17 protein-coding genes are annotated in these 17,983 nt (G+C 62.5%); 4 read left to right on the top strand and 13 right to left on the bottom strand.

Annotated elements, in window-relative coordinates; genetic code table 11:
• Position 1: 1 nt before the first annotated feature.
• Genes pgl through tkt form a run of 5 tightly spaced genes read right to left on the bottom strand, consistent with a single transcriptional unit; the run spans position 2 to position 6,424 of the window.
• Positions 2-742: a 6-phosphogluconolactonase gene (pgl, locus tag CJ178_RS05060; protein ID WP_095886271.1), complete on the bottom strand. Its 741-nt coding sequence runs from the start codon at positions 740-742 to the stop codon at positions 2-4.
• Positions 735-1,643, bottom strand: coding sequence for a glucose-6-phosphate dehydrogenase assembly protein OpcA (opcA, locus tag CJ178_RS05065; RefSeq protein ID WP_092808104.1), 909 nt, complete (start codon positions 1,641-1,643; stop codon positions 735-737). Before opcA ends, pgl begins: the two co-directional genes overlap by 8 nt.
• Positions 1,643-3,187: a glucose-6-phosphate dehydrogenase gene (gene zwf / locus CJ178_RS05070; RefSeq protein ID WP_033232114.1), complete on the bottom strand. Its 1,545-nt coding sequence runs from the start codon at positions 3,185-3,187 to the stop codon at positions 1,643-1,645. The genes opcA and zwf overlap by 1 nt, the downstream gene beginning before the upstream one ends.
• A gap of 4 nt (positions 3,188-3,191) precedes the next feature.
• Positions 3,192-4,316, bottom strand: coding sequence for a transaldolase (gene tal / locus CJ178_RS05075; RefSeq protein ID WP_045068064.1), 1,125 nt, complete (start codon positions 4,314-4,316; stop codon positions 3,192-3,194).
• 5 nt (positions 4,317-4,321) lie between these two features.
• Positions 4,322-6,424, bottom strand: a complete 2,103-nt coding sequence (gene tkt / locus CJ178_RS05080) for a transketolase (RefSeq protein ID WP_095886272.1) — start codon at positions 6,422-6,424, stop codon at positions 4,322-4,324.
• Between the two features lie 216 nt (positions 6,425-6,640).
• On the opposite strand from tkt, the gene CJ178_RS05085 reads away from it, so the two are divergent.
• On the top strand, positions 6,641-7,624 hold the full coding sequence (locus CJ178_RS05085) for a heme o synthase (protein WP_045068066.1): 984 nt from the start codon (positions 6,641-6,643) through the stop codon (positions 7,622-7,624).
• An 18-nt stretch (positions 7,625-7,642) separates the two neighbouring features.
• On the opposite strand, the gene CJ178_RS05090 is transcribed toward CJ178_RS05085, so the two are convergent.
• Positions 7,643-8,608: a quinone oxidoreductase family protein gene (locus CJ178_RS05090; RefSeq protein WP_095886273.1), complete on the bottom strand. Its 966-nt coding sequence runs from the start codon at positions 8,606-8,608 to the stop codon at positions 7,643-7,645.
• Between the two features lie 83 nt (positions 8,609-8,691).
• Between CJ178_RS05090 and CJ178_RS05095 the strand changes: the two genes are divergently transcribed.
• Positions 8,692-9,060: a hypothetical protein gene (locus CJ178_RS05095; protein WP_033232110.1), complete on the top strand. Its 369-nt coding sequence runs from the start codon at positions 8,692-8,694 to the stop codon at positions 9,058-9,060.
• Between the two features lie 61 nt (positions 9,061-9,121).
• On the opposite strand, the gene CJ178_RS05100 is transcribed toward CJ178_RS05095, so the two are convergent.
• Positions 9,122-9,751 (bottom strand): MerR family transcriptional regulator, encoded by a 630-nt coding sequence (locus tag CJ178_RS05100; RefSeq protein WP_095886274.1) that lies wholly within the window; start codon positions 9,749-9,751, stop codon positions 9,122-9,124.
• A gap of 100 nt (positions 9,752-9,851) precedes the next feature.
• Here CJ178_RS05100 and CJ178_RS05105 point away from each other — a divergent pair, with 100 nt between their 5' ends.
• Positions 9,852-10,331 (top strand): DUF4188 domain-containing protein, encoded by a 480-nt coding sequence (locus tag CJ178_RS05105; protein WP_045067700.1) that lies wholly within the window; start codon positions 9,852-9,854, stop codon positions 10,329-10,331.
• A gap of 13 nt (positions 10,332-10,344) precedes the next feature.
• Here the strand turns inward: CJ178_RS05105 and CJ178_RS05110 are convergent, their stop codons facing one another.
• Positions 10,345-11,316: a COX15/CtaA family protein gene (locus CJ178_RS05110; protein WP_172935494.1), complete on the bottom strand. Its 972-nt coding sequence runs from the start codon at positions 11,314-11,316 to the stop codon at positions 10,345-10,347.
• 164 nt (positions 11,317-11,480) lie between these two features.
• Between CJ178_RS05110 and lexA the strand changes: the two genes are divergently transcribed.
• Positions 11,481-12,140, top strand: coding sequence for a transcriptional repressor LexA (gene lexA, locus CJ178_RS05115; protein WP_033232108.1), 660 nt, complete (start codon positions 11,481-11,483; stop codon positions 12,138-12,140).
• Between the two features lie 64 nt (positions 12,141-12,204).
• Here lexA and CJ178_RS05120 read toward each other — a convergent pair whose 3' ends face one another.
• From CJ178_RS05120 to mptB, 5 genes are all read right to left on the bottom strand, one after another.
• Positions 12,205-12,705, bottom strand: coding sequence for a hypothetical protein (locus CJ178_RS05120; RefSeq protein ID WP_143547497.1), 501 nt, complete (start codon positions 12,703-12,705; stop codon positions 12,205-12,207).
• Between the two features lie 167 nt (positions 12,706-12,872).
• Complete coding sequence (locus tag CJ178_RS05125) at positions 12,873-14,270, bottom strand: hypothetical protein (RefSeq protein WP_373557469.1); 1,398 nt, start codon at positions 14,268-14,270, stop codon at positions 12,873-12,875.
• A 47-nt stretch (positions 14,271-14,317) separates the two neighbouring features.
• Positions 14,318-15,175, bottom strand: a complete 858-nt coding sequence (locus CJ178_RS05130; protein ID WP_095886277.1) for an ABC transporter permease — start codon at positions 15,173-15,175, stop codon at positions 14,318-14,320.
• Positions 15,172-16,116 (bottom strand): ABC transporter ATP-binding protein, encoded by a 945-nt coding sequence (locus CJ178_RS05135; protein WP_045067702.1) that lies wholly within the window; start codon positions 16,114-16,116, stop codon positions 15,172-15,174. Before CJ178_RS05135 ends, CJ178_RS05130 begins: the two co-directional genes overlap by 4 nt.
• Positions 16,113-17,867 (bottom strand): polyprenol phosphomannose-dependent alpha 1,6 mannosyltransferase MptB, encoded by a 1,755-nt coding sequence (gene mptB, locus CJ178_RS05140; RefSeq protein WP_045067703.1) that lies wholly within the window; start codon positions 17,865-17,867, stop codon positions 16,113-16,115. The genes CJ178_RS05135 and mptB overlap by 4 nt, the downstream gene beginning before the upstream one ends.
• Positions 17,868-17,983: the final 116 nt, after the last annotated feature.

The following is a 17,983-nucleotide window of genomic DNA, read 5'->3' on the forward strand; positions in this document are numbered from 1 at the left end:
ATCAGGGCAACTGCGAGGCAGCGTCCGAATCGAGGAACCACCGGGTGGCAACCAATCCTGTGGCGCCGGCACATGGCCAGTCGACCGCTGCAGCGCCGCCAACGGCAGCAGCAACAGCTTCAGCCTTTGCTGCGCCGGAAATGAGCAGCCACACTTCCTTCGCGCGCTGAACGGCGGGCAAAGTCAGAGTGATGCGGACCGGCGGGGGCTTGGGGGAGTCCGTCACCGCGACCACAAAACGAGACTCTTCACGAACCGCGTCGGTGTGCGGGAACAGAGAGTTGATGTGTCCTTCGCCGCCCATGCCAAGCAGGTGCACGTCGAATGTGGGGACCTGCTTGCCGTGCGCCTGCGCGCCCAGCAACTGCTCGTAGGCTGTTGCCGCGCCGTCTGGATCGCCTTCGTAGATGCCGTCGGACGCAGCCATCGGATGTACCCGATCCGGATCGACCGGAACATGATCGAGTAGCGCCTCGCGCGCTTGAACCTCGTTACGCTCCGGATCGCCGGCCGGGAGGAAACGCTCGTCGCCCCAGTACAGGTCGATCTGCGCCCAGTCGATATCACCAGGAGTTTTGCGCAACTTTTCGAGCAGTGCGATGCCGGTTCCGCCGCCGGTCAGAACGATGGACGCAACGCCGCGAGTCTTCTGAGCCTCGACGATGGTGTCTACCAAACGTGCGGCGGCCGCATCGACCAACTGGCCCGCGTCCGAAAACTTTTCTACGACAACATCACTCATATGTCACCTTCTCGAGGCCGGCCAGTGCCTCTTCGTAGATTTCGTCAGGATCGAGTCGACGTAGTTCCTCGGCGAGGCAATCGCGTGTCTCCCGGCGACCAAGGGACACAAGTGCATCCGGCTGACCCGTCCGGATCAGCGTTGCAGTTGTGCCCTCCTGCGGGCGGCTGATGGAGATGCTGCGCGTCTCGAGCTTCAACTCGACATTCAGTGCGCCGGTGCGGCGGTATACCGGAACTCCGGTCTTCGCAGCCAACCAGCCAGCCAGAATGTCCAGTGCGGGTTCGGTTTTCAGGCCGGACACCACAGCAGATGTGACGTTTTCGTGTGGCGGCAGATCGAGTGCCGACGCCAGCAGCGCGCGCCAGTACGTGACGCGGCTCCACGCCAGATCGGTGTCTCCGGCGGTGTACGACGCGAGTCGCCCCTTGATAGTCGCCGTCGGATCAGGTGCGCCGGTGGCGTCGGTGATACGACGGACGGCGAGCTTGCCCACCGGATCCTTGGCCGGAATCGCGGGAGCCTCGAGCGGCCACCACGCGACTACCGGTGTGTCCGGGAGCAGGAACGGGATGACAACACTGCTCTCGTGATCCGCCAGCGGACCGTAGAGACGTAGCACCACAACTTCCGAGGCGCCGGCGTCGCCGCCGACGCGGATCTGAGCGTCGAGGCGTGGTTCGCTTTGCTCGTCGCCGCGCAGCAGCACGATGACGCGACACGGGTGCTCGCGGCTTGCTTCGTTGGCTGCCTCGATCGCTTCTTCGGCGTTGCCGGTGTCGCGGGTGCAGACAACAAGAGTCAACACACGACCCAACGTGACAGCGCCGCCGGTCTTGCGTACCTCGACCAGTTTCTTGCTGACCTGGACCGTGGTGGTTGACGGCAAATCGAGAATCACTAGGGTCGCCTCCATTCGCGTCCGGTGCGGTTCAACATTTCGTCGGCGGATTCCGGTCCCCAGGTACCGGCCTCGTACGGGTCCGGTTTGCCGCCGGCAGCCCAATGTTCGAGGACGGGATCGAGTATCTCCCAAGACAATTCGACTTCAGCGTTCACCGGGAACAGTGAGGGCTCGCCGAGCAGCACATCGAGGATGAGTCGCTCGTACGCTTCGGGTGAAGACTCGGTGAAGGCCTGGCCGTACGAGAAGTCCATGTTGACATCGCGCACTTCCATGCTCGATCCCGGAACCTTCGATCCGAAGCGCATGGTGACGCCTTCATCGGGCTGCACCCGGATGACCAATGCGTTCTGGCCGAGATCATCGGTCATGGTCTTGTCGAACGGCAGGTGCGGCGCCCGCTTGAAGACCACGGCGATCTCCGTGACCCTGCGTCCCAGACGCTTACCGGTGCGCAGATAGAACGGCACACCGGCCCAACGTCGAGTGTCGACCTCGAGCGTGATGGCCGCATACGTCTCGGTGATGGAATCAGCCGCGAAGCCGTCCTCTTCGAGAAGCCCGACAACCGGGAGACCACCCTGCCAGCCGCCCGTGTACTGGCCACGGGCGGTGGTCTCGTCGAGAGGTTCGGCGAGCCTGGTGGCGGAGAGGACCTTGATCTTCTCGGCTTGCAGGTTGAGCGGCTCGAAGCTGATGGGCTCTTCCATCGCGGTGAACGCCAGCAGTTGCAACAGGTGGTTCTGGATGACGTCGCGAGCGGCGCCGATCCCGTCGTAGTATCCGGCGCGGCCACCGAGACCGATGTCCTCGGCCATCGTGATCTGAACGTGGTCGACGTAGTGCGCGTTCCAGATCGGATCGAACAGCTGGTTCGCGAAACGCAGAGCCAGGATGTTCTGAACCGTTTCCTTGCCGAGGTAGTGGTCGATACGGAAGACCGTGTCCTCGGGGAACACCTTGTTGACCACAGCGTTCAGTTCACGAGCACTTTCGAGATCGTGACCGAACGGCTTCTCGATGACAACGCGTCGCCACTGGCCTTCTTCTGCCTGGGCAAGCCCGGACGACGACAACTGCTCGAGAACCTGCGGGAAATCATCCGGCGGGATCGCGAGGTAGAAGCCGTGATTTCCACCGATTCCCCGCTCGGTGTCGAGTGTGGCCAAAGTGTCGGCCAGGTTCGTGAAGCCCTCGGAATCGTCGAAGTTGCCCTTGACGAATCGGATGCCGTCCGCCAGCCGCTCCCACACGCTCTGCCGGAACTTGGTGCGAGCACCGTCCTTGACCGCGTCCAGAACTACCTGTGCGAAGTCTGCGTCAGTCCAGTCGCGCCGGGCGAACCCGACCAGAGCGAATCCGGGCGGCAGCAGCCCTCGGTTGGCTAGGTCGTAGATGGCCGGCATCAGCTTGCGCCGCGCCAAGTCACCGGTGACCCCGAAAATCACCAGGGCACAAGGCCCGGCAATATGCGGAAGACGTTTGTCCGTGCTGTCTCTGAGGGGGTTGACCCAATCTGATGCCGCCGCGGAATCGCTCACAGGCTCAGCTCTTCTGGGTTGCTGCGCGGAGCTGCTCGGCAGTCGCGTCGAGCAACTCGTTCCACGACACCTCGAACTTGTCGACACCCTCGGTCTCGAGGACATTGAACACGTCCGCGAGATCGATGCCGACGGCTGCGAGCTGATCGAACACTGCCTGCGACTCCTGGGCGGTGCCCGAGACGGTGTCGCCCGTGATCTCACCGTGGTCGGCAAGTGCGTCGAGCGTCTTCTCCGGCATGGTGTTGACCGTGTTGGGTGCAACCAACTCCGTGACGTAGAGCGTGTCCGGGTAGTCAGGGTTCTTCACGCCCGTCGACGCCCACAGCGGACGCTGGGCCTTGGCGCCGTCAGCCAGGAGTCCCTGGAAGCGCGGCTGCACCTCGAAGACCTGCTGGTATGCGTTGTATGCCAGACGAGCATTTGCGAGTGCAGCCTTGCCGCGAAGCTCGAGAGCCTCCGGCGTGCCGATCGCCGTGAGGCGGTTGTCGATCTCGGAATCCACGCGGGAAACGAAGAACGACGCCACCGACTCGATGGACGAGATGTCGCGGCCCGCAGCCTTCGCGGTCTCCAGACCGTCGAGGTACGCACCCATGACGGCTTCGTAGCGCTCGACCGAGAAAATCAACGTGACGTTGACGCTGATGCCTTCACCGATCACCTTGGCGATGGCGGGAATGCCGGCCAGCGTCGCGGGGATCTTGATGAGGACGTTCGGGCGATCGACGATCTTGTGCAGCTCGATGGCCTGCGCGACAGTCGCGTCGGTGTCGTGTGCCAGGCGAGGATCAACCTCGATGGACACGCGGCCGTCGACGCCGTTCGACGCCTCGAACTGCGGAGCCAGGATGTCGCACGCTGCGCGCACGTCGTCGGTGGTGACCGCCGTGATGGTGGCGTCGACATCGGCGCCGCGCTGGGCCAACTCGCGGACCTGCGCGTCGTAGTCCGAACCCTTGGACAGGGCTGCCTGGAAGATCGACGGGTTGGTGGTGACACCCACGATGGACTTGGTGTCGATCAGGTTCTGCAGGTTTCCGGACTGGATGCGATCTCGCGAAAGATCGTCAAGCCAGATGGAAACGCCTGCGGCGGATAGCTTTTCGGTGTTCACATTCTGTGTCATCGAGATCATCCCTTCACAGCGGCGAGGGAGCGCTGCGCGGCTTCGACAGTCGCGTCGGCGGTGATGCCGAACTCCCGGAACAAAGTCTTGTAATCGGCGGAAGCGCCGTAATGCTCGAGCGAGACGGCCTGGCCGGCGTCGCCGAGAATGCGCCACCACGGCATTGCGATACCGGCTTCGACGGATACGCGGGCACGCACGGCCGGAGGAATGACCTCGTCGCGGTATGCCTGATCCTGCTCGAGGAACCAGTCGAGGCACGGAACCGACACAACACGCGTTGCGACGCCCTGAGCTTCGAGGGTTTCGCGAGCCTCGGTGGCGAGGTGCAGTTCGGAACCGGTGGCCAGCAGAATGACCTCGGGAGCACCGTTGGCGGCATCGGCGAGCACGTATGCACCGCGCTTGACGCCCTCAGCTGCCTTTTCCTTGGTGCCTTCGAGAACCGGGACGTCCTGGCGGGTAAGTGCCAGAGCGGTCGGGCCCGTCTTGTGCTCGAGGGCTGCCTGCCAGGCAAACGACGTCTCGTTGGCGTCACCCGGACGGACAACGGACAGGTTCGGGATGGCGCGCAGAGCAGCAAGGTGCTCGACCGGCTGGTGCGTCGGGCCGTCTTCGCCGAGTCCGATGGAGTCGTGGGTCCACACGTAGGTGACAGCCGTCTTCATGAGAGCGGCGAGTCGAACAGCCGGACGCATGTAGTCGGAGAACACCATGAACGTTCCGCCATAGGGGCGGGTCGGGCCGTGCAATGCGATGCCGTTGAGAATCGAGCCCATCGCGTGCTCACGGATACCGAAGTGGAGCGTGCGGCCGTACGGCTTTGCGTTCCAGTCGTTGGTGGAGATGGAGTACGGACCGAAGGAGTCTGCACCCTTGATGGTGGTGTTGTTGCTGCCGGCGAGGTCGGCGGAGCCGCCCCACAGCTCGGGCAGGATCGGGCCGAGCGCGTTGAGCGCCGAACCGGAAGCCTTACGAGTTGCGACGCCCTTGGCGTCGGGCTCGTACGTCGGGAGAGCGTCGGCCCAACCGGCGGGGAACTCACCGGCGAACAAGCGGTCGAACAGTTCCTTGCGCTCGGACTCACGCGACGCCCAAGCGTCGAACTCGACCTGCCACGCCTTGTGCGCGTCGGCTCCGCGGGAGACGACCTCACGGGCGTGAGCCAATGCGTCGGCGTCGACGTCGAACGACTTGGCCGGATCGAAGCCGAGAGCTTCCTTGACCGCTGCAACTTCGTCGGCACCGAGAGCGGAGCCGTGAACGTCGCCGGTGTTCATCTTCTTCGGAGCCGGGAAACCGATGATCGTGCGAAGAAGAATGATCGACGGGCGATCGACGACGGCCTTGGCCGCAGCGACTGCGTCGAGAATGCCAGAGACGTTCTCGCCACCCTCGACATGCTGAACGTGCCAGCCGTATGCCTCATAGCGCTTGCCGACGTCTTCGCCGAGAGCGATCGTAGTGTCGTGCTCGATGGAGATCTTGTTGTCGTCGTAGAAGACGATGAGGTTGCCCAGTTCCTGGACACCCGCAAGCGACGACGCCTCGGACGTGACGCCTTCCTCGATGTCACCGTCGGACGCGATCACGTAGATGTGATGGTCGAAGGGGGAGGAGCCGACCGGGGTTTCCGGATCGAACAATCCACGCTCACGACGAGCAGCCATTGCCATGCCGACTGCGGACGCGAGGCCCTGACCCAGCGGACCCGTCGTCATCTCGACGCCGACAGTGTGACCGAACTCCGGGTGACCCGGTGTGAGGGCACCCCACGTGCGGAGAGCTTCGAGGTCTGCCAGTTCGAGGCCGTAACCCGAGAGGTAGAGCTGCGTGTACAGCGTCAGAGAAGAGTGGCCACAGGAGAGGACGAAGCGGTCGCGCCCTACCCATTCCGCATCCGACGGATCGTGGCGCATGACACGCTGGAACAAGGTATATGCCAACGGCGCCAAGCTCATTGCGGTTCCGGGGTGGCCGTTGCCGACCTTCTGAACCGCATCGGCGGCGAGCACGCGGGCGGTATCGACAGCCTTCGTGTCCAGGTCGGTCCAGTCCGAGGGGTGGACTGGCTGTGTGAGGACGTGGATCTCGTCTGTGATCGACACTGGCAGATGTCTCCTGACATTGTGTACGTGGATTGCGAGGGAGAGGTGTCCCTCCGCTGCGTCACCTAGCCTAATGGTCCTGGCTGTCCGGGTCGATTCGGTTCCACGATGACCGCGGTCTACCATCGTCCGTAGTAGCAAATGCGATAGTCCAGAAAAGTGTCAGCAGTGTGTCGTGAAGAGATAGTGCGGTAACGCGTGGTGCAAGGAGAGAACGTGCGGACAGGGCAACAGCCGAGCGGACATGGCTTCGGCAGCCCCGGAGCAGCCCCGCGGGCGACCAATCAGAACACCGTTCTGGGTCGCGCAATGGGGAAGGTTCTGGCTTACATCGCGCTCACGAAGCCGCGAGTCATCGAATTGCTCCTGGTGGCAACAATTCCGGCGATGCTCATGGCTGATCGCGGAAATGTCGACCTGTGGTTGGTGCTGAGCACCTTGTTCGGTGGATGGATGGGCGCCGCGAGCGCGAACTCCCTCAACTGCGTCGTCGACGCGGATATCGACAAGGTCATGAAGCGCACTGCCAAGCGCCCGCTGGCCCGAGAAGCCGTCCCGACGCGCAACGCGCTGGTCTTCGGTCTTGCGCTCGGACTGGCGTCGTTCGCGTGGCTGTGGTGGCGCGCCAACCTGCTGGCTGGTGTCCTCGTTGTCATCACCATCGCGTTCTACGTCCTGATCTACACCATGGTGCTCAAGCGTCGTACGTGGCAGAACGTCGTCTGGGGCGGCGCCGCAGGCTGCATGCCCGTCTTGGTCGGTTGGGCCGCTGTTACCGGTTCGCTCAGCTGGGAACCGTTCGTTCTGTTCCTGATCATCTTCTTCTGGACGCCGCCCCACACGTGGGCTCTCGCGATGCGTTACAAAGAGGACTACAAGGCTGCCGGCGTCCCGATGCTCCCGGTCATCGCCACCGAAGAGCACGTCACCAAGCAGATCCTGTTCTACAGCTGGGCAATGGTTGTCACCAGCCTGATTCTCGTTCCCGCAGCCGGTCTCGTCTACGCGATCGTTGCTCTGCTGGCCGGTGCCTGGTTCCTGCTCCTCGCTCACCAGCTGTACCGCGGAGTCCGCGGCGGCGCAGAGGTCAAGCCCCTCAAGCTGTTCTTGCAGTCCAACAACTACCTGTCCGTGTTGTTCGTGGGCCTAGCCATCGACTCGGTGCTGGGACTGCAGACGATCAGCGAAATGTTCAGCTGACCGCCTGCAGCCACGAACCTACGGAATCAGCACGATTGATCCCGTAGTTGCCCGGCCTTCCAGATCACGATGAGCCTGGGCAGCATCTGCCAGCGGATACTGCGCACCCACCCGAATCTTCAAGGTGCCCGCAGCGATGGCGTCGAAGACGTCGCCGGCCCGCCACCGCAACTCCTCCGGCGTGCGAATGTAATGAGCCAACGTCGGCCGTGTCAGGAACAGTGAACCTGAGCTGTTGAGCCGCTGCGGATCAACCGGCGGCACAGCGCCACTTGCGGCCCCGAACAACGCGACGGTCCCGCGGATTCGTACCGACGCCAGGCTTGCATCGAACGTCGTTGCACCCACTCCGTCGTAGGCCACAGCGACACCTTCACCGCCGGTCAACTCACGTACCCGGGCCGCGATGTCGTCCTCGTATCGCAAAACCTCCGACGCACCGGCCTCGCGGGACAGTTGCTCTTTGGCATCTGACGACACCGTTGTGATGACCTTGGCGCCGAGACTCACTGCCATCTGCGTGAGGATCAATCCGACGCCGCCGGCACCGGCGTGCACAAGCACCGTGTCACCCGGCTGGATCGGGTACGTGGACTTGGAGAGGTAATGCGCGGTCATGCCTTGCAGGAGTGCTGACGCGGCAACCGGCGCAGAGACACCGTCGGGAACTTTTACTGCAACAGTGGACGCGACAGCCACCTTTTCGGCGTAGCTTGCGGTTGCTGCCGCCCATGCCACCCGCTCGCCGACAGTGAACTCCGTTACCTCGGAGCCGACTGCCTCGACGATCCCGGTTCCCTCGTCGCCGGGGATGTAGGGGAGATCGCGTGCATACATGCCCATTCGGAAGTACGTGTCGATGAAGTTGATGCCGATGGCTTCAGTGCGGACACGGAGATCGTGTGCACCGATCGTGGGCTCGGGTTGTTCGGACAGCGTGAGAACGTCTGGTCCGCCGGTCTCGGAAACATAGATGGCTCGCATCTTGTCTGTTCTACACCTGAGGTCGCGTCAACTCAGGCCATGCCTCATGTTGCGGCCGGACTACCGACCAGTATTGTCGAGCTATGAGCACCGATACCGAGAAGTCGGACGCCACACCGTCCGCGACCGCGCCGGAACTTCCGAAGTCGACGGTCAAAGCGATCACCAAGTTCGTCGCCGAACATGGCGGCACCGCAAGCGCCGTCATTCAGCCCGTCGGCGTTGTTGGAGTGCGCATCACTCTCGTGGGTGCCGACGGCATTCTCGGTGACCAGGTGGTCAAGGATCTTGCTACGGCAAATGCCGTCGTCGCGTCCTTCGACAACGTCACCGTTGCCGAGTGGGAACGTGAACTGACCAGCATCGTCACGCCGGCCGACGGCCACTTCAAGAAGATGGCCGGGTGGGTTGCCCACCAGACGCGCTTCCCGAAGGCCCGCAACGGCGCCTGAACAAACTGATTGCGGCGAATTCCGGCAGTTGATGGCAGGAACTTCGCCGCAATTGGTCTATCTAGTTGGTTTCATCAAGTCGGAAACTGGCAGCTTCGAGCGCAAGCCGCCGCACTTCGACTAGAGCTCGCTCGTAGATCACCGTCCCGATGAGCATGGTCTCGACGGCAGCGGTGCGATCCGGCATGGATCGAGCGTAGTGAACTTCGGCTTCGGCTGTTCTCTCGACGAAGTCCGCGGAATTGTCGAAATCCGATACCGCTGCCGGGAAGCCGAACCGGCGCAGAGTCGCGACGAGTTCCGCGAGTCGGTACGCCGCTGGAGCGTCATCCTCGATTTTCCAATTCCTGTGCCTCAGCCACACCTGCACCTCGTCGTACGCCGCCATGACATCGGCGGACAGGTCGCCGGTCGGAATTTCGTCGAGTCCGTGCATCACCGCCCCGAATGCGTCGTGCATCGGGGCTGTTTCGTCTTCCATCGCAGCCAACGTGGCTCGAACTTTCGATATCGACAGACCACCGATGTCGATCAGGGAACGAATCAGTCGTAGTCGCTTCGCGTGGTACTCGCCGTAGTCGGCCTGATTGGTGGCTGATTGTTGACCGCTGGTGAGCAGGCCCTCACGCAGGTAGTACTTGATCGAAGCGATTGATACTCCGCTTCGGGCGCTGAGCTCGGAGATCCTCACAGATTTGCCCTTGACTTCACGTTTGGATAGTAGCACTATCCATTATAGATAGTGTCACTATCCGTAATGGGCAACATGAAGCTGCGATGGAAGGGTTCTCATGAATCGACATCAAGTTCAGAACGGCCGATATACCGCGGACGTCGACGGCCAGTTTGTGGTTTTCATCATCGGCATGAGATTCAACAAGCTCTGGAAGATCCACAAGTGGTTCGGCGCGTTTGTTGCGATGCCTCGAATGCTTCGAGAACTGCAGCGATCGCCGGACAAGGGGATGCTCGGGGCACGAATGTCCTGGGGTGGGCGCACGATTACCGTGATCCAGTACTGGCGAAGCTTCGACGACCTCGAAGCGTTCGCGAAGAACCCGAACGATCCACATTTGCCGGCCTGGAGGGCATTCAACCGGCGCGTCGGCAAGAGTGGCGATGTGGGCGTCTATCACGAGACATACCGCGTCGGAAGCGGGCAGCACGAATCGGTCTACGTGAACATGCCCGTCATGGGGTTGGCTGAGGCCACTACGTCCGTGCCGGTGGGGAAGCGACGCGACACCGCAAGGGAGCGGATGGTTCGCTGACCGCCAGGTGGTTTCAGGCCGCTACTGCGGATGCTGCCGGAACGTCTTGTCTGACCTTTCCGGCTGCCCACACCGCCGCCGTTGCTGCCGTGCACAGACCGGCACCCGCGACATGCAGGATCACGAGGATCTGCGGTACATCGGTGAAGTACTGAACAACGCCGATCAGCGCCTGGGCAACAATCAGGACCAGCAGAACATGCAGGCGCTTCTTTACGGCAGCGGATGTTCCGACCGCATAAAGGCCGAACGTCAAACCGACGACCAAGGCCAGATAGCCGACCAGTAGTTGTGAATGCAGATGAACCAGGGTGACGATCTCGACTTCGAGGCGGGGAACCGTCCGGTCAAGACTCTTGTCGCCGGCATGCGGGCCGGCACCCGTCACGAGCGTTCCCGCGACCAGAACTCCGGCAAGAGCCACACCACTCAGTGCCGCGAGCCAGCGCAGCGGCTTCGGCATCACGATCAGCGTGGTTGCGTCATCAGGTTCGGCGATCTTCGCGTACATAACCGTCGCGATCCACACCATCAGCATCGACGCAACCAGGTGAATAGCAACCGTCCACCACAGCAACCCTGTGAGGACGGTAATTCCGCCGATGATCGCCTGAATGACCGTGCCGAGCGGAATCATCCACGCGTACACCAGAACCTCGCGGCGACGACGCGCACGCGTCACAGCCAGGACGATCGCAGCCGCGACAATCACAACCACAAAGGTCAGCAGCCGGTTTCCGAACTCCACAACCTGATGGATGATCGCGACCTCACCATGGCCGACCGGAACAAAACTGCCCGGGAAGCACTGCGGCCAGGTCGGGCAACCCAGCCCCGACGCAGTCACACGCACAACCGCACCTGTGACAGCAATACCGCCCTGGGTCAAGATCACGATGAACGCGATGATCTTCTGCGTCTTCAGCGAGGGGAGAGGCAGGCGATCCACCAAGCTCAAAAATCCGGCATACACACGATTCACCACGCCAACGATGGTAGTTCCCCAACAACTACAGCGTGTCGTTGGGGCAGCCCGCTCCGCGTCTGCCCCCTGTCGTTGGGGCAGCCCGCTCCGCGTCTGCCCCCTGTCGTCGGGGCAGCCCGCCCTACTGCAGAAGACTGTCGGCACCCCTCACTACGATTCTCCGAGTGACGCATTACGACGAACTCGACATGTTCGGTGGCCTCGACGCCTCCACCCTCCCGCTCCGCCAGCAGCAGATTCTCGCCACAATTCGGGACTGGGTGACCACAAACGGATCCACGCCGAGCACCCGGCAAATCGGGGACGCGGTAGGTCTGCGGTCGACGTCGTCGGTATCCAAACACCTCAAGAGCCTCGAGGAAAAGGGATTCCTCCGCCGGGGCACGGCGATGGCTCGGCAACTGGACGTCCGGCCCTTCCTGGTCGGAATCAAGGGGGGTTCGTCGAACAACAGTGTCGAGGTGCCGGTGGTCGGCGATATCGCGGCCGGTGCACCGATTCTCGCCGAAGAACACACTGACGAGGTATTGGAACTCCCGCGCGAACTTGTCGGCTCCGGAACTGTGTTCGGGCTGCGAGTGCGCGGTGAGTCGATGGTGGACGCCGCGATCTGCGATGGCGATGTTGTGGTGGTGCGCCGTCAGGACGAGGCCCATTCGGGCGAGATAGTGGCCGCGATGATCGACGGTGAGGCCACGGTGAAGGTGCTCCGACGCCGTAACGGCCACGTCTACCTCGAGCCCCGCAACTCGGCATACCAGGTCATGGACGGCGACCACGCAACCATATTGGGCAAAGTTGTTTCGGTGATGCGGCGGATCTGAGGATCTCGATCATCGCCGACCTGTGACAGTCGAGGAGCAGGTCGAATCGCCGGTCTCTCAGGGACTACGGCAGTGGAATGATCGCTGCCGCCAGTACGGCGGGTGGAGGCAGCTTCAGGTGAGTAGTGACAGGTCCGAGACCGATCTCTGGCCACTCTGCGAGGAGGGGTAGATCCTCTGTGTCAGGCAATGGCGTCAGCTCAAATAGGTACTCGCGCTGCTGCATCTCGGAGTTCTCGTATCCCTGGCCATCTCTGTGCCGAATGGGTTGAAGCACCGAGTCCTCGAGAGCTCTCAACCGTAAAGGTCTCCCATGCGTCTCGCCGGGTCGGCGTCGGCCGGTTTCAGGATCGGTGATCGCCGGCGCTGCGTATTGACGTCGTAGCGCGTCAGCGTGAACGCCTTTCGCTACCACGACAACTGCGAGTTCAAGCCCCGATGTGTAGGCCACAATCGACCGTAGTCCCACAGTCACGCCTTCCACTTGGGCCAACAGCATCGGACCGTGTGCGATTGCACCCAACTCTTTGGCGTCGGGCGGCATGAATCTCTGATACCAGACCATGGTCTGAGCCTGGCACACGAACAAATGCATGTGCAGTGATTGCCCACCGGCCCGACGCGTTCGCATCCCAGCCGGTTTGAAACTGCTGTCAAAGCCGACGCGCTCAATCCTGCTGATGTGAATGGGATAGGTGTCGAGCGCGGCGGAGGGGTCTTCGGTGTCCTGAGTCAGTACGCGCGAACGCGCACAATTCCGGAGATCGTTCCCTGGAAGTACTCGCCGGACGCGGTGATGAGGGCCGACATCTGCAGGGTGTCGTGCACCGCGGTGGCGGGCATCGTGGTGGACCCGATCTGCGTTCCGTCCTTCGAGTCGATGACGGCAAAGGAGTAACCGTCGAGTGGCGTCGTGTCGGCTGAGCCGTCGCGCGTCACTGTGTAGATGTTGTCGTCAGCCGTGGATAGATGCGGGACTGCGGAGCTTCGAATCGTGTTGTCCCACACAACATGACAGCCAACCGGATCGATGTCGACCCGAGTCATTCCGCCGTTGAATGGTGCGGTGGCTGGAACCGCAGGACCGGCGCCTTCCGGTGTGGTCGGATACGGATACCCGTAGGTGCCGGCTACGTAGATGGAGTGGCCGATCGCAATGGGGGAGTTCTCGCTGCCGCTCGGTGAGCCGTCCTTGCCGGCTGCGGTCAGGACGGGTTGGGAGCACACTTCAGCACCCGTATCTGACCGATAGACCCGGACGCTGACGGTCGGGTGAGCGTTGTCGACGATCGTGACAAAATCACTGCCCGTCGACGGCCCGAAGTACGTGGGTGTCGATCCTGTTCCCCAACTCAACTGGCCAGGGTTCCTTGCGGGGCCGCGGTCGTAAGGCTGACGCCAATCGACGGCAATATCGTCGCCCTTGCGGCTCAGTTGGTACAGCGCATGAGTGGTGGCGACGGCCGTTCCCGTAGGCGAGGTCGAAATACTGTTCTGAACCTGTTCGCCTTCGGGAAGGTCGATCGTATGAGCGATCCGATCGGTGCCGACAACGCCGACGGTTCCGTGGCCGGTCGCGAACCAGACATTGCCGGTCCAGTCCGGTGCCAGCCCGGTGACATTGTCGTCGGCCGCGACGGCGCCAGAGAGGTCGATGACCTCGGAGAGTTCCAGACGCCAGGTTCCGTCGGGGTTCTGAGCATGCGCGATGCGAACGAGTTGGCGATTGCCGTCGACGGCAACCAGTCGGTTCTCGTGGTCGAGGTATGCGTAGACGCCACCGAGCAGGCTGCCCTTCGCCAGGGGCAACTGCGCGACGGATCGGCCGAACGGTGACGCCTCGGCCTTGGGATCGATGAGGTGAATGGTCGGGATCTGACCGAGCATCGTGGTGCACAGAGAGACGATCAGGCCGTCGGAACCTTGCAAGATTGTCGGGCACGCCGACATCAGAGGAAACGCGGTGACCTCGTGAGGTTCGATGCCCGGCCCTGGGAGGGGAGTGACGTCGGACGAACCGGCGTCGCCGTGCATCGTTGCTGTGCCGACCGGACCGAGGTAGGGATTGGCCGGTGCCAGCGGGCCCGCAGTCGGCAACGACGCGGTTGACGGAACGGCAGCAAGTAGCATCAGCGCACTGGTTGCGCCGGCTATCCGGAGTGCCTTCCGCGAAATGCTCACGTGAATTTGAACCACCGTGCGGCGCAGGCTCCGCCGATCACAGCCCAGACGAGCAGCACGACGATCGAGAACCAGTCCATCGAGGACGCGAGGGCCGAGTCGAGTGCATGGGCCAAGGCGCCGGACGGAACCAGGCGTACCAAGGTGTGCAGGGCGGCGGGGATGTCTTCGCTGATCAGTCCGACACTGCCGATGCCTGCCATCACAAACCACAGGACATTGGCAAGTGCCAGAACGATTTCCGCACGCAATGTGCCGCCGAGGAGCAGTCCGAGTGCGGTGAAGGTAACGGTTCCCAGCGCGATGACCACCGCGCCGATCGCCAGTTCCGTCGGCGTCGGGCGCCAACCAAGTGCGAGGGAGATCAGGCCGAGTATGACCGATTGCAATGCCACGACGATGATGACGGCTGCGCTCTTGCCTGCGATGATTCCCCACCGCGGAAGTGGTGTAGCGCCAAGACGTTTGAGTGCGCCGTATCGGCGGTCGAAGCCCACTGCGATTGCCTGCCCGGTGAATCCGGTGGACATCACCGCCACCATCATGACGCCGGGCAATACTTTGCTGACCCTTGAATCCCCCAGATCGCCCAGGGGCAGGAGGGACAGTCCGATCAGCAGCGTGATGGGAATCAGCATCGTCAGCAGTAACTGCTCGCCGTTGCGCAGCAACAACGTCAATTCGAGCTTGGTCTGAGCCGCCATCATCTTCGCCGCAGAGTTGGGGCGAGGATCGGGGGAGAACGTACCGGGCTCGAAGCGATTGTCAGCCAACCGTCGGTCCCGGGCGCTGTTCGCCGAAGCATTGTTCTGGCTATTCGACACGGCTTTGTTCACGACCTTGTTTCCCGTCATCCCCGCAGATCACGACCCGTCAATTCGAGGAAGACGTCTTCCAAACTACGTTGATCGACGCGAATGTCATTGATCAGGACATTTTGTTCGGCACACCATGTCGCCACCGTCGCCACCGTCGACGGTTCGATCGAGCCTTCGATCAAGTATGTCCCCGGATTGGCTTCGCTCACTCGGAATTCCCCGGCGAGGGACAGTGCAAGTGAATCGACACTCAGTCCGGACATCGTGGTCAGTCGCAATTGACCCTCGGCTCCCTTGCTGGTGACTTCGGCGGGAGTGCCCGATGCGACGATGCGGCCGTGGTCGATGATGACCAGTTCGTCGGCCAGTGCTTCAGCTTCGTCCATGAGGTGAGTGGTCAGGAGAATGCTGACACCGTCGCGGCGCAATGCATCGATCAACTCCCACACGAGGAGACGGGCCTGGGCGTCGAGGCCTGCAGTCGGTTCGTCGAGGAAGACAAGTTCCGGTCGGCTCACCAGTGCACAGGCCAACGACAGGCGTTGTTGCTGGCCACCGGACAACCGTCGATACGGAGTTCGCCGTGCGTCGGTCAATCCGAGCTTGGACAGAAGCCAGGTGGGATCGAGAGGATCAGCGGAGTACGAGGCCACGAGGTCGAGCATTTCGCCGGCTTTGGAGCCGGGGTACGCGCCGCCGCCTTGGAGCATGACGCCGATCCGCGAACGAACTTCACCGGAATCGGCGATCGGGTCCAGTCCGAGTACTCGGACCGTTCCGGAATCAGGGGTGACAAAGCCTTCACACATCTCGACCGTAGTGGTCTTACCAGCGCCGTTGGGGCCGAGAAGGGCAACGACCTGCGCGGTTTCAACGGTGAGATCGATACCGTCGACGGCACGAACACCGTCAAACGATTTGACGACGCCTTCTATCCGCACGGCAGGCGTCGACGATCTTGTTGCACTCGAGGTCACGGAGAATCAGCGTAAGCCCCGGCAGAGTTGCCTTCGTCCACTGGTCTGGTTTTCGTGATTTCCGCTACTGGTTTCTCGCTACGCCAGGGCAGGGAATTCCGGGTGAGGTAGATCAACGCGAAAGCGGTGATGATCGTCGCGACGACCGCTTGGACGATCATGAACGGCAGGTATTCGGCGCCGTTCGACATGAGCATGACGCTCACGATCGACGTGAACACCACGGCAGGGACGCGGAATATCGGAGCGGTTGCCCAGGCTGCGAGCGGGAGTATCGCCCAGAGCAGGTACCACGGTTGCACAACCGGGAAGAGCAGCACGATCGCGCCGAGGGCGATTCCGAGCCCGCCGACGGGATGGAGGCGTCCCATGTAGACGGAGACCATCATTCTGGCCGTGATCAGCACTGCGACCAGATATGCGATCGGGCGGGTGATGGTGAGAATCGCCGTCGTGTGGTCGCCGAGTCCGAGAAGCACTCCGGCCAATCCGGTCCCGACGCCAAGAAGCGTGGGTATCGACATCCAGCTTCGCACGGCTGTCGCGGTGTTGAGCGTGTTGATCCAACCCATACCCAAGCCACTGGCGACGCTGATGACGCCGATCACGACAACGGTCACGCCGGCGAGCAGCAGCGCCGCCGAGAAGAAGGACTTCCAGGTTCCGCCCCACCGGCGGGCCAACGCCATTCCGACAAAACCGAGTGCAAGCAGGGACGGGATCTTTACGGTCGCCGATAACGCGATCAGGCCGGAGCCGGCTATCAACAGAGCAAGCGAGCGACCTCGGATCGGGCCGGCGCCTTCGACCGCGCGCAGCGCCACCTCGATTCCGGCGAGCATGAGACCGAGCATCAGGGCTTCGTTGTGAATGCCGGCAACCAGATGGAACAGCAGGAGGGGATTGGCGGCGCCGAGCCACAGGGAGCTGACCGCGGAGACACCGCACCGCTTGGCCAAGCGGGGCAGTGCCCACACGATCAACGCAACGCCCACCAGAACGAGCAGGCGATGGAGGAAGATTCCGGCAACGATGTTGTCGCCGGTCAGCGAACTGATGCCGCGTCCAAGCCACAGAAAGAACGGTCCGTACGGTGCCGGGGTGTCACGCCAGATCGTCGGAACAGTTCTGGTGAGCACGTGATCGACGCCGAGCGCGGCTTTGGGGCCGATGAGATACGGATCGAGTCCGCGTGCCGCGATCTCACTCTGCGCCAGGTACGAATACACATCGCGACTGAACATCGGCGGTGCGACGGTCAGCGGCAAAATCCACAGCAACAGCGTGCGGTCCAGTTGTGATCTGCTCATGCGGCGCGGCGCGCCGGCGCGAGTTCGCAGATCACCGACGGCAAATCGGCCCAACATGAGCCACGCCAGGACAACCAGAACAGTTCCGGTCATTGTCATCGTCAACGAGACAGTCGGCATTCGTCCGGGGAGACTCAGCACCCGTAGTCCGGCCGTCGGATTCTGGAGTACAGGCTGCGCACCCGCACCGAGTGCGCCAACCGCCATCAACACGGTGCCTGTGGCGCCGAAACGCCTGATTCCGCGAAGCTGAGCGGTCTCCTTCTCGTTCAGGCCGGGGCGCTCGTCCTCGTCGCCGTGCAGCGTCGCCATCACGGATTGCCGGGGCTTGGATCCGAACGGCCGGACACCGAGGGTGGAGAGGACAAGTTGTTTCGGCTTGTCCAGCAGGATCGCGCGGGTCGACTGCGCGGTCGTCTTCTGCGTGGGGGTCTGCGGCACCCAGGAAGCCTAGCGGCTCGTGCGCAGGGCTCGGACAACTGTGAACAATGCGGGCAGTCCGCCTATTCCCAAATGTAATGCAGGTTGCCCTTAGTAGACCTGCGAAAAGAATTCCG

The organism is Rhodococcus sp. ACPA4, assembly GCF_002300185.1.
Classification (GTDB): Bacteria; Actinomycetota; Actinomycetes; order Mycobacteriales; family Mycobacteriaceae; genus Rhodococcus_F; species Rhodococcus_F globerula.

Coding starts and splice junctions, on each gene's coding strand:
- pgl (WP_095886271.1), bottom strand. CDS start 742: ATGAGTGATGTTGTCGTAGAAAAGTTTTCGGACGCGGGCCAGTTGGTC.
- tal (WP_045068064.1), bottom strand. CDS start 4,316: ATGACACAGAATGTGAACACCGAAAAGCTATCCGCCGCAGGCGTTTCC.
- CJ178_RS05090 (WP_095886273.1), bottom strand. CDS start 8,608: ATGCGAGCCATCTATGTTTCCGAGACCGGCGGACCAGACGTTCTCACG.
- CJ178_RS05095 (WP_033232110.1), top strand. CDS start 8,692: ATGAGCACCGATACCGAGAAGTCGGACGCCACACCGTCCGCGACCGCG.
- CJ178_RS05105 (WP_045067700.1), top strand. CDS start 9,852: ATGAATCGACATCAAGTTCAGAACGGCCGATATACCGCGGACGTCGAC.
- CJ178_RS05120 (WP_143547497.1), bottom strand. CDS start 12,705: ATGGTCTGGTATCAGAGATTCATGCCGCCCGACGCCAAAGAGTTGGGT.
- CJ178_RS05125 (WP_373557469.1), bottom strand. CDS start 14,270: ATGCTACTTGCTGCCGTTCCGTCAACCGCGTCGTTGCCGACTGCGGGC.
- CJ178_RS05130 (WP_095886277.1), bottom strand. CDS start 15,175: ATGACGGGAAACAAGGTCGTGAACAAAGCCGTGTCGAATAGCCAGAAC.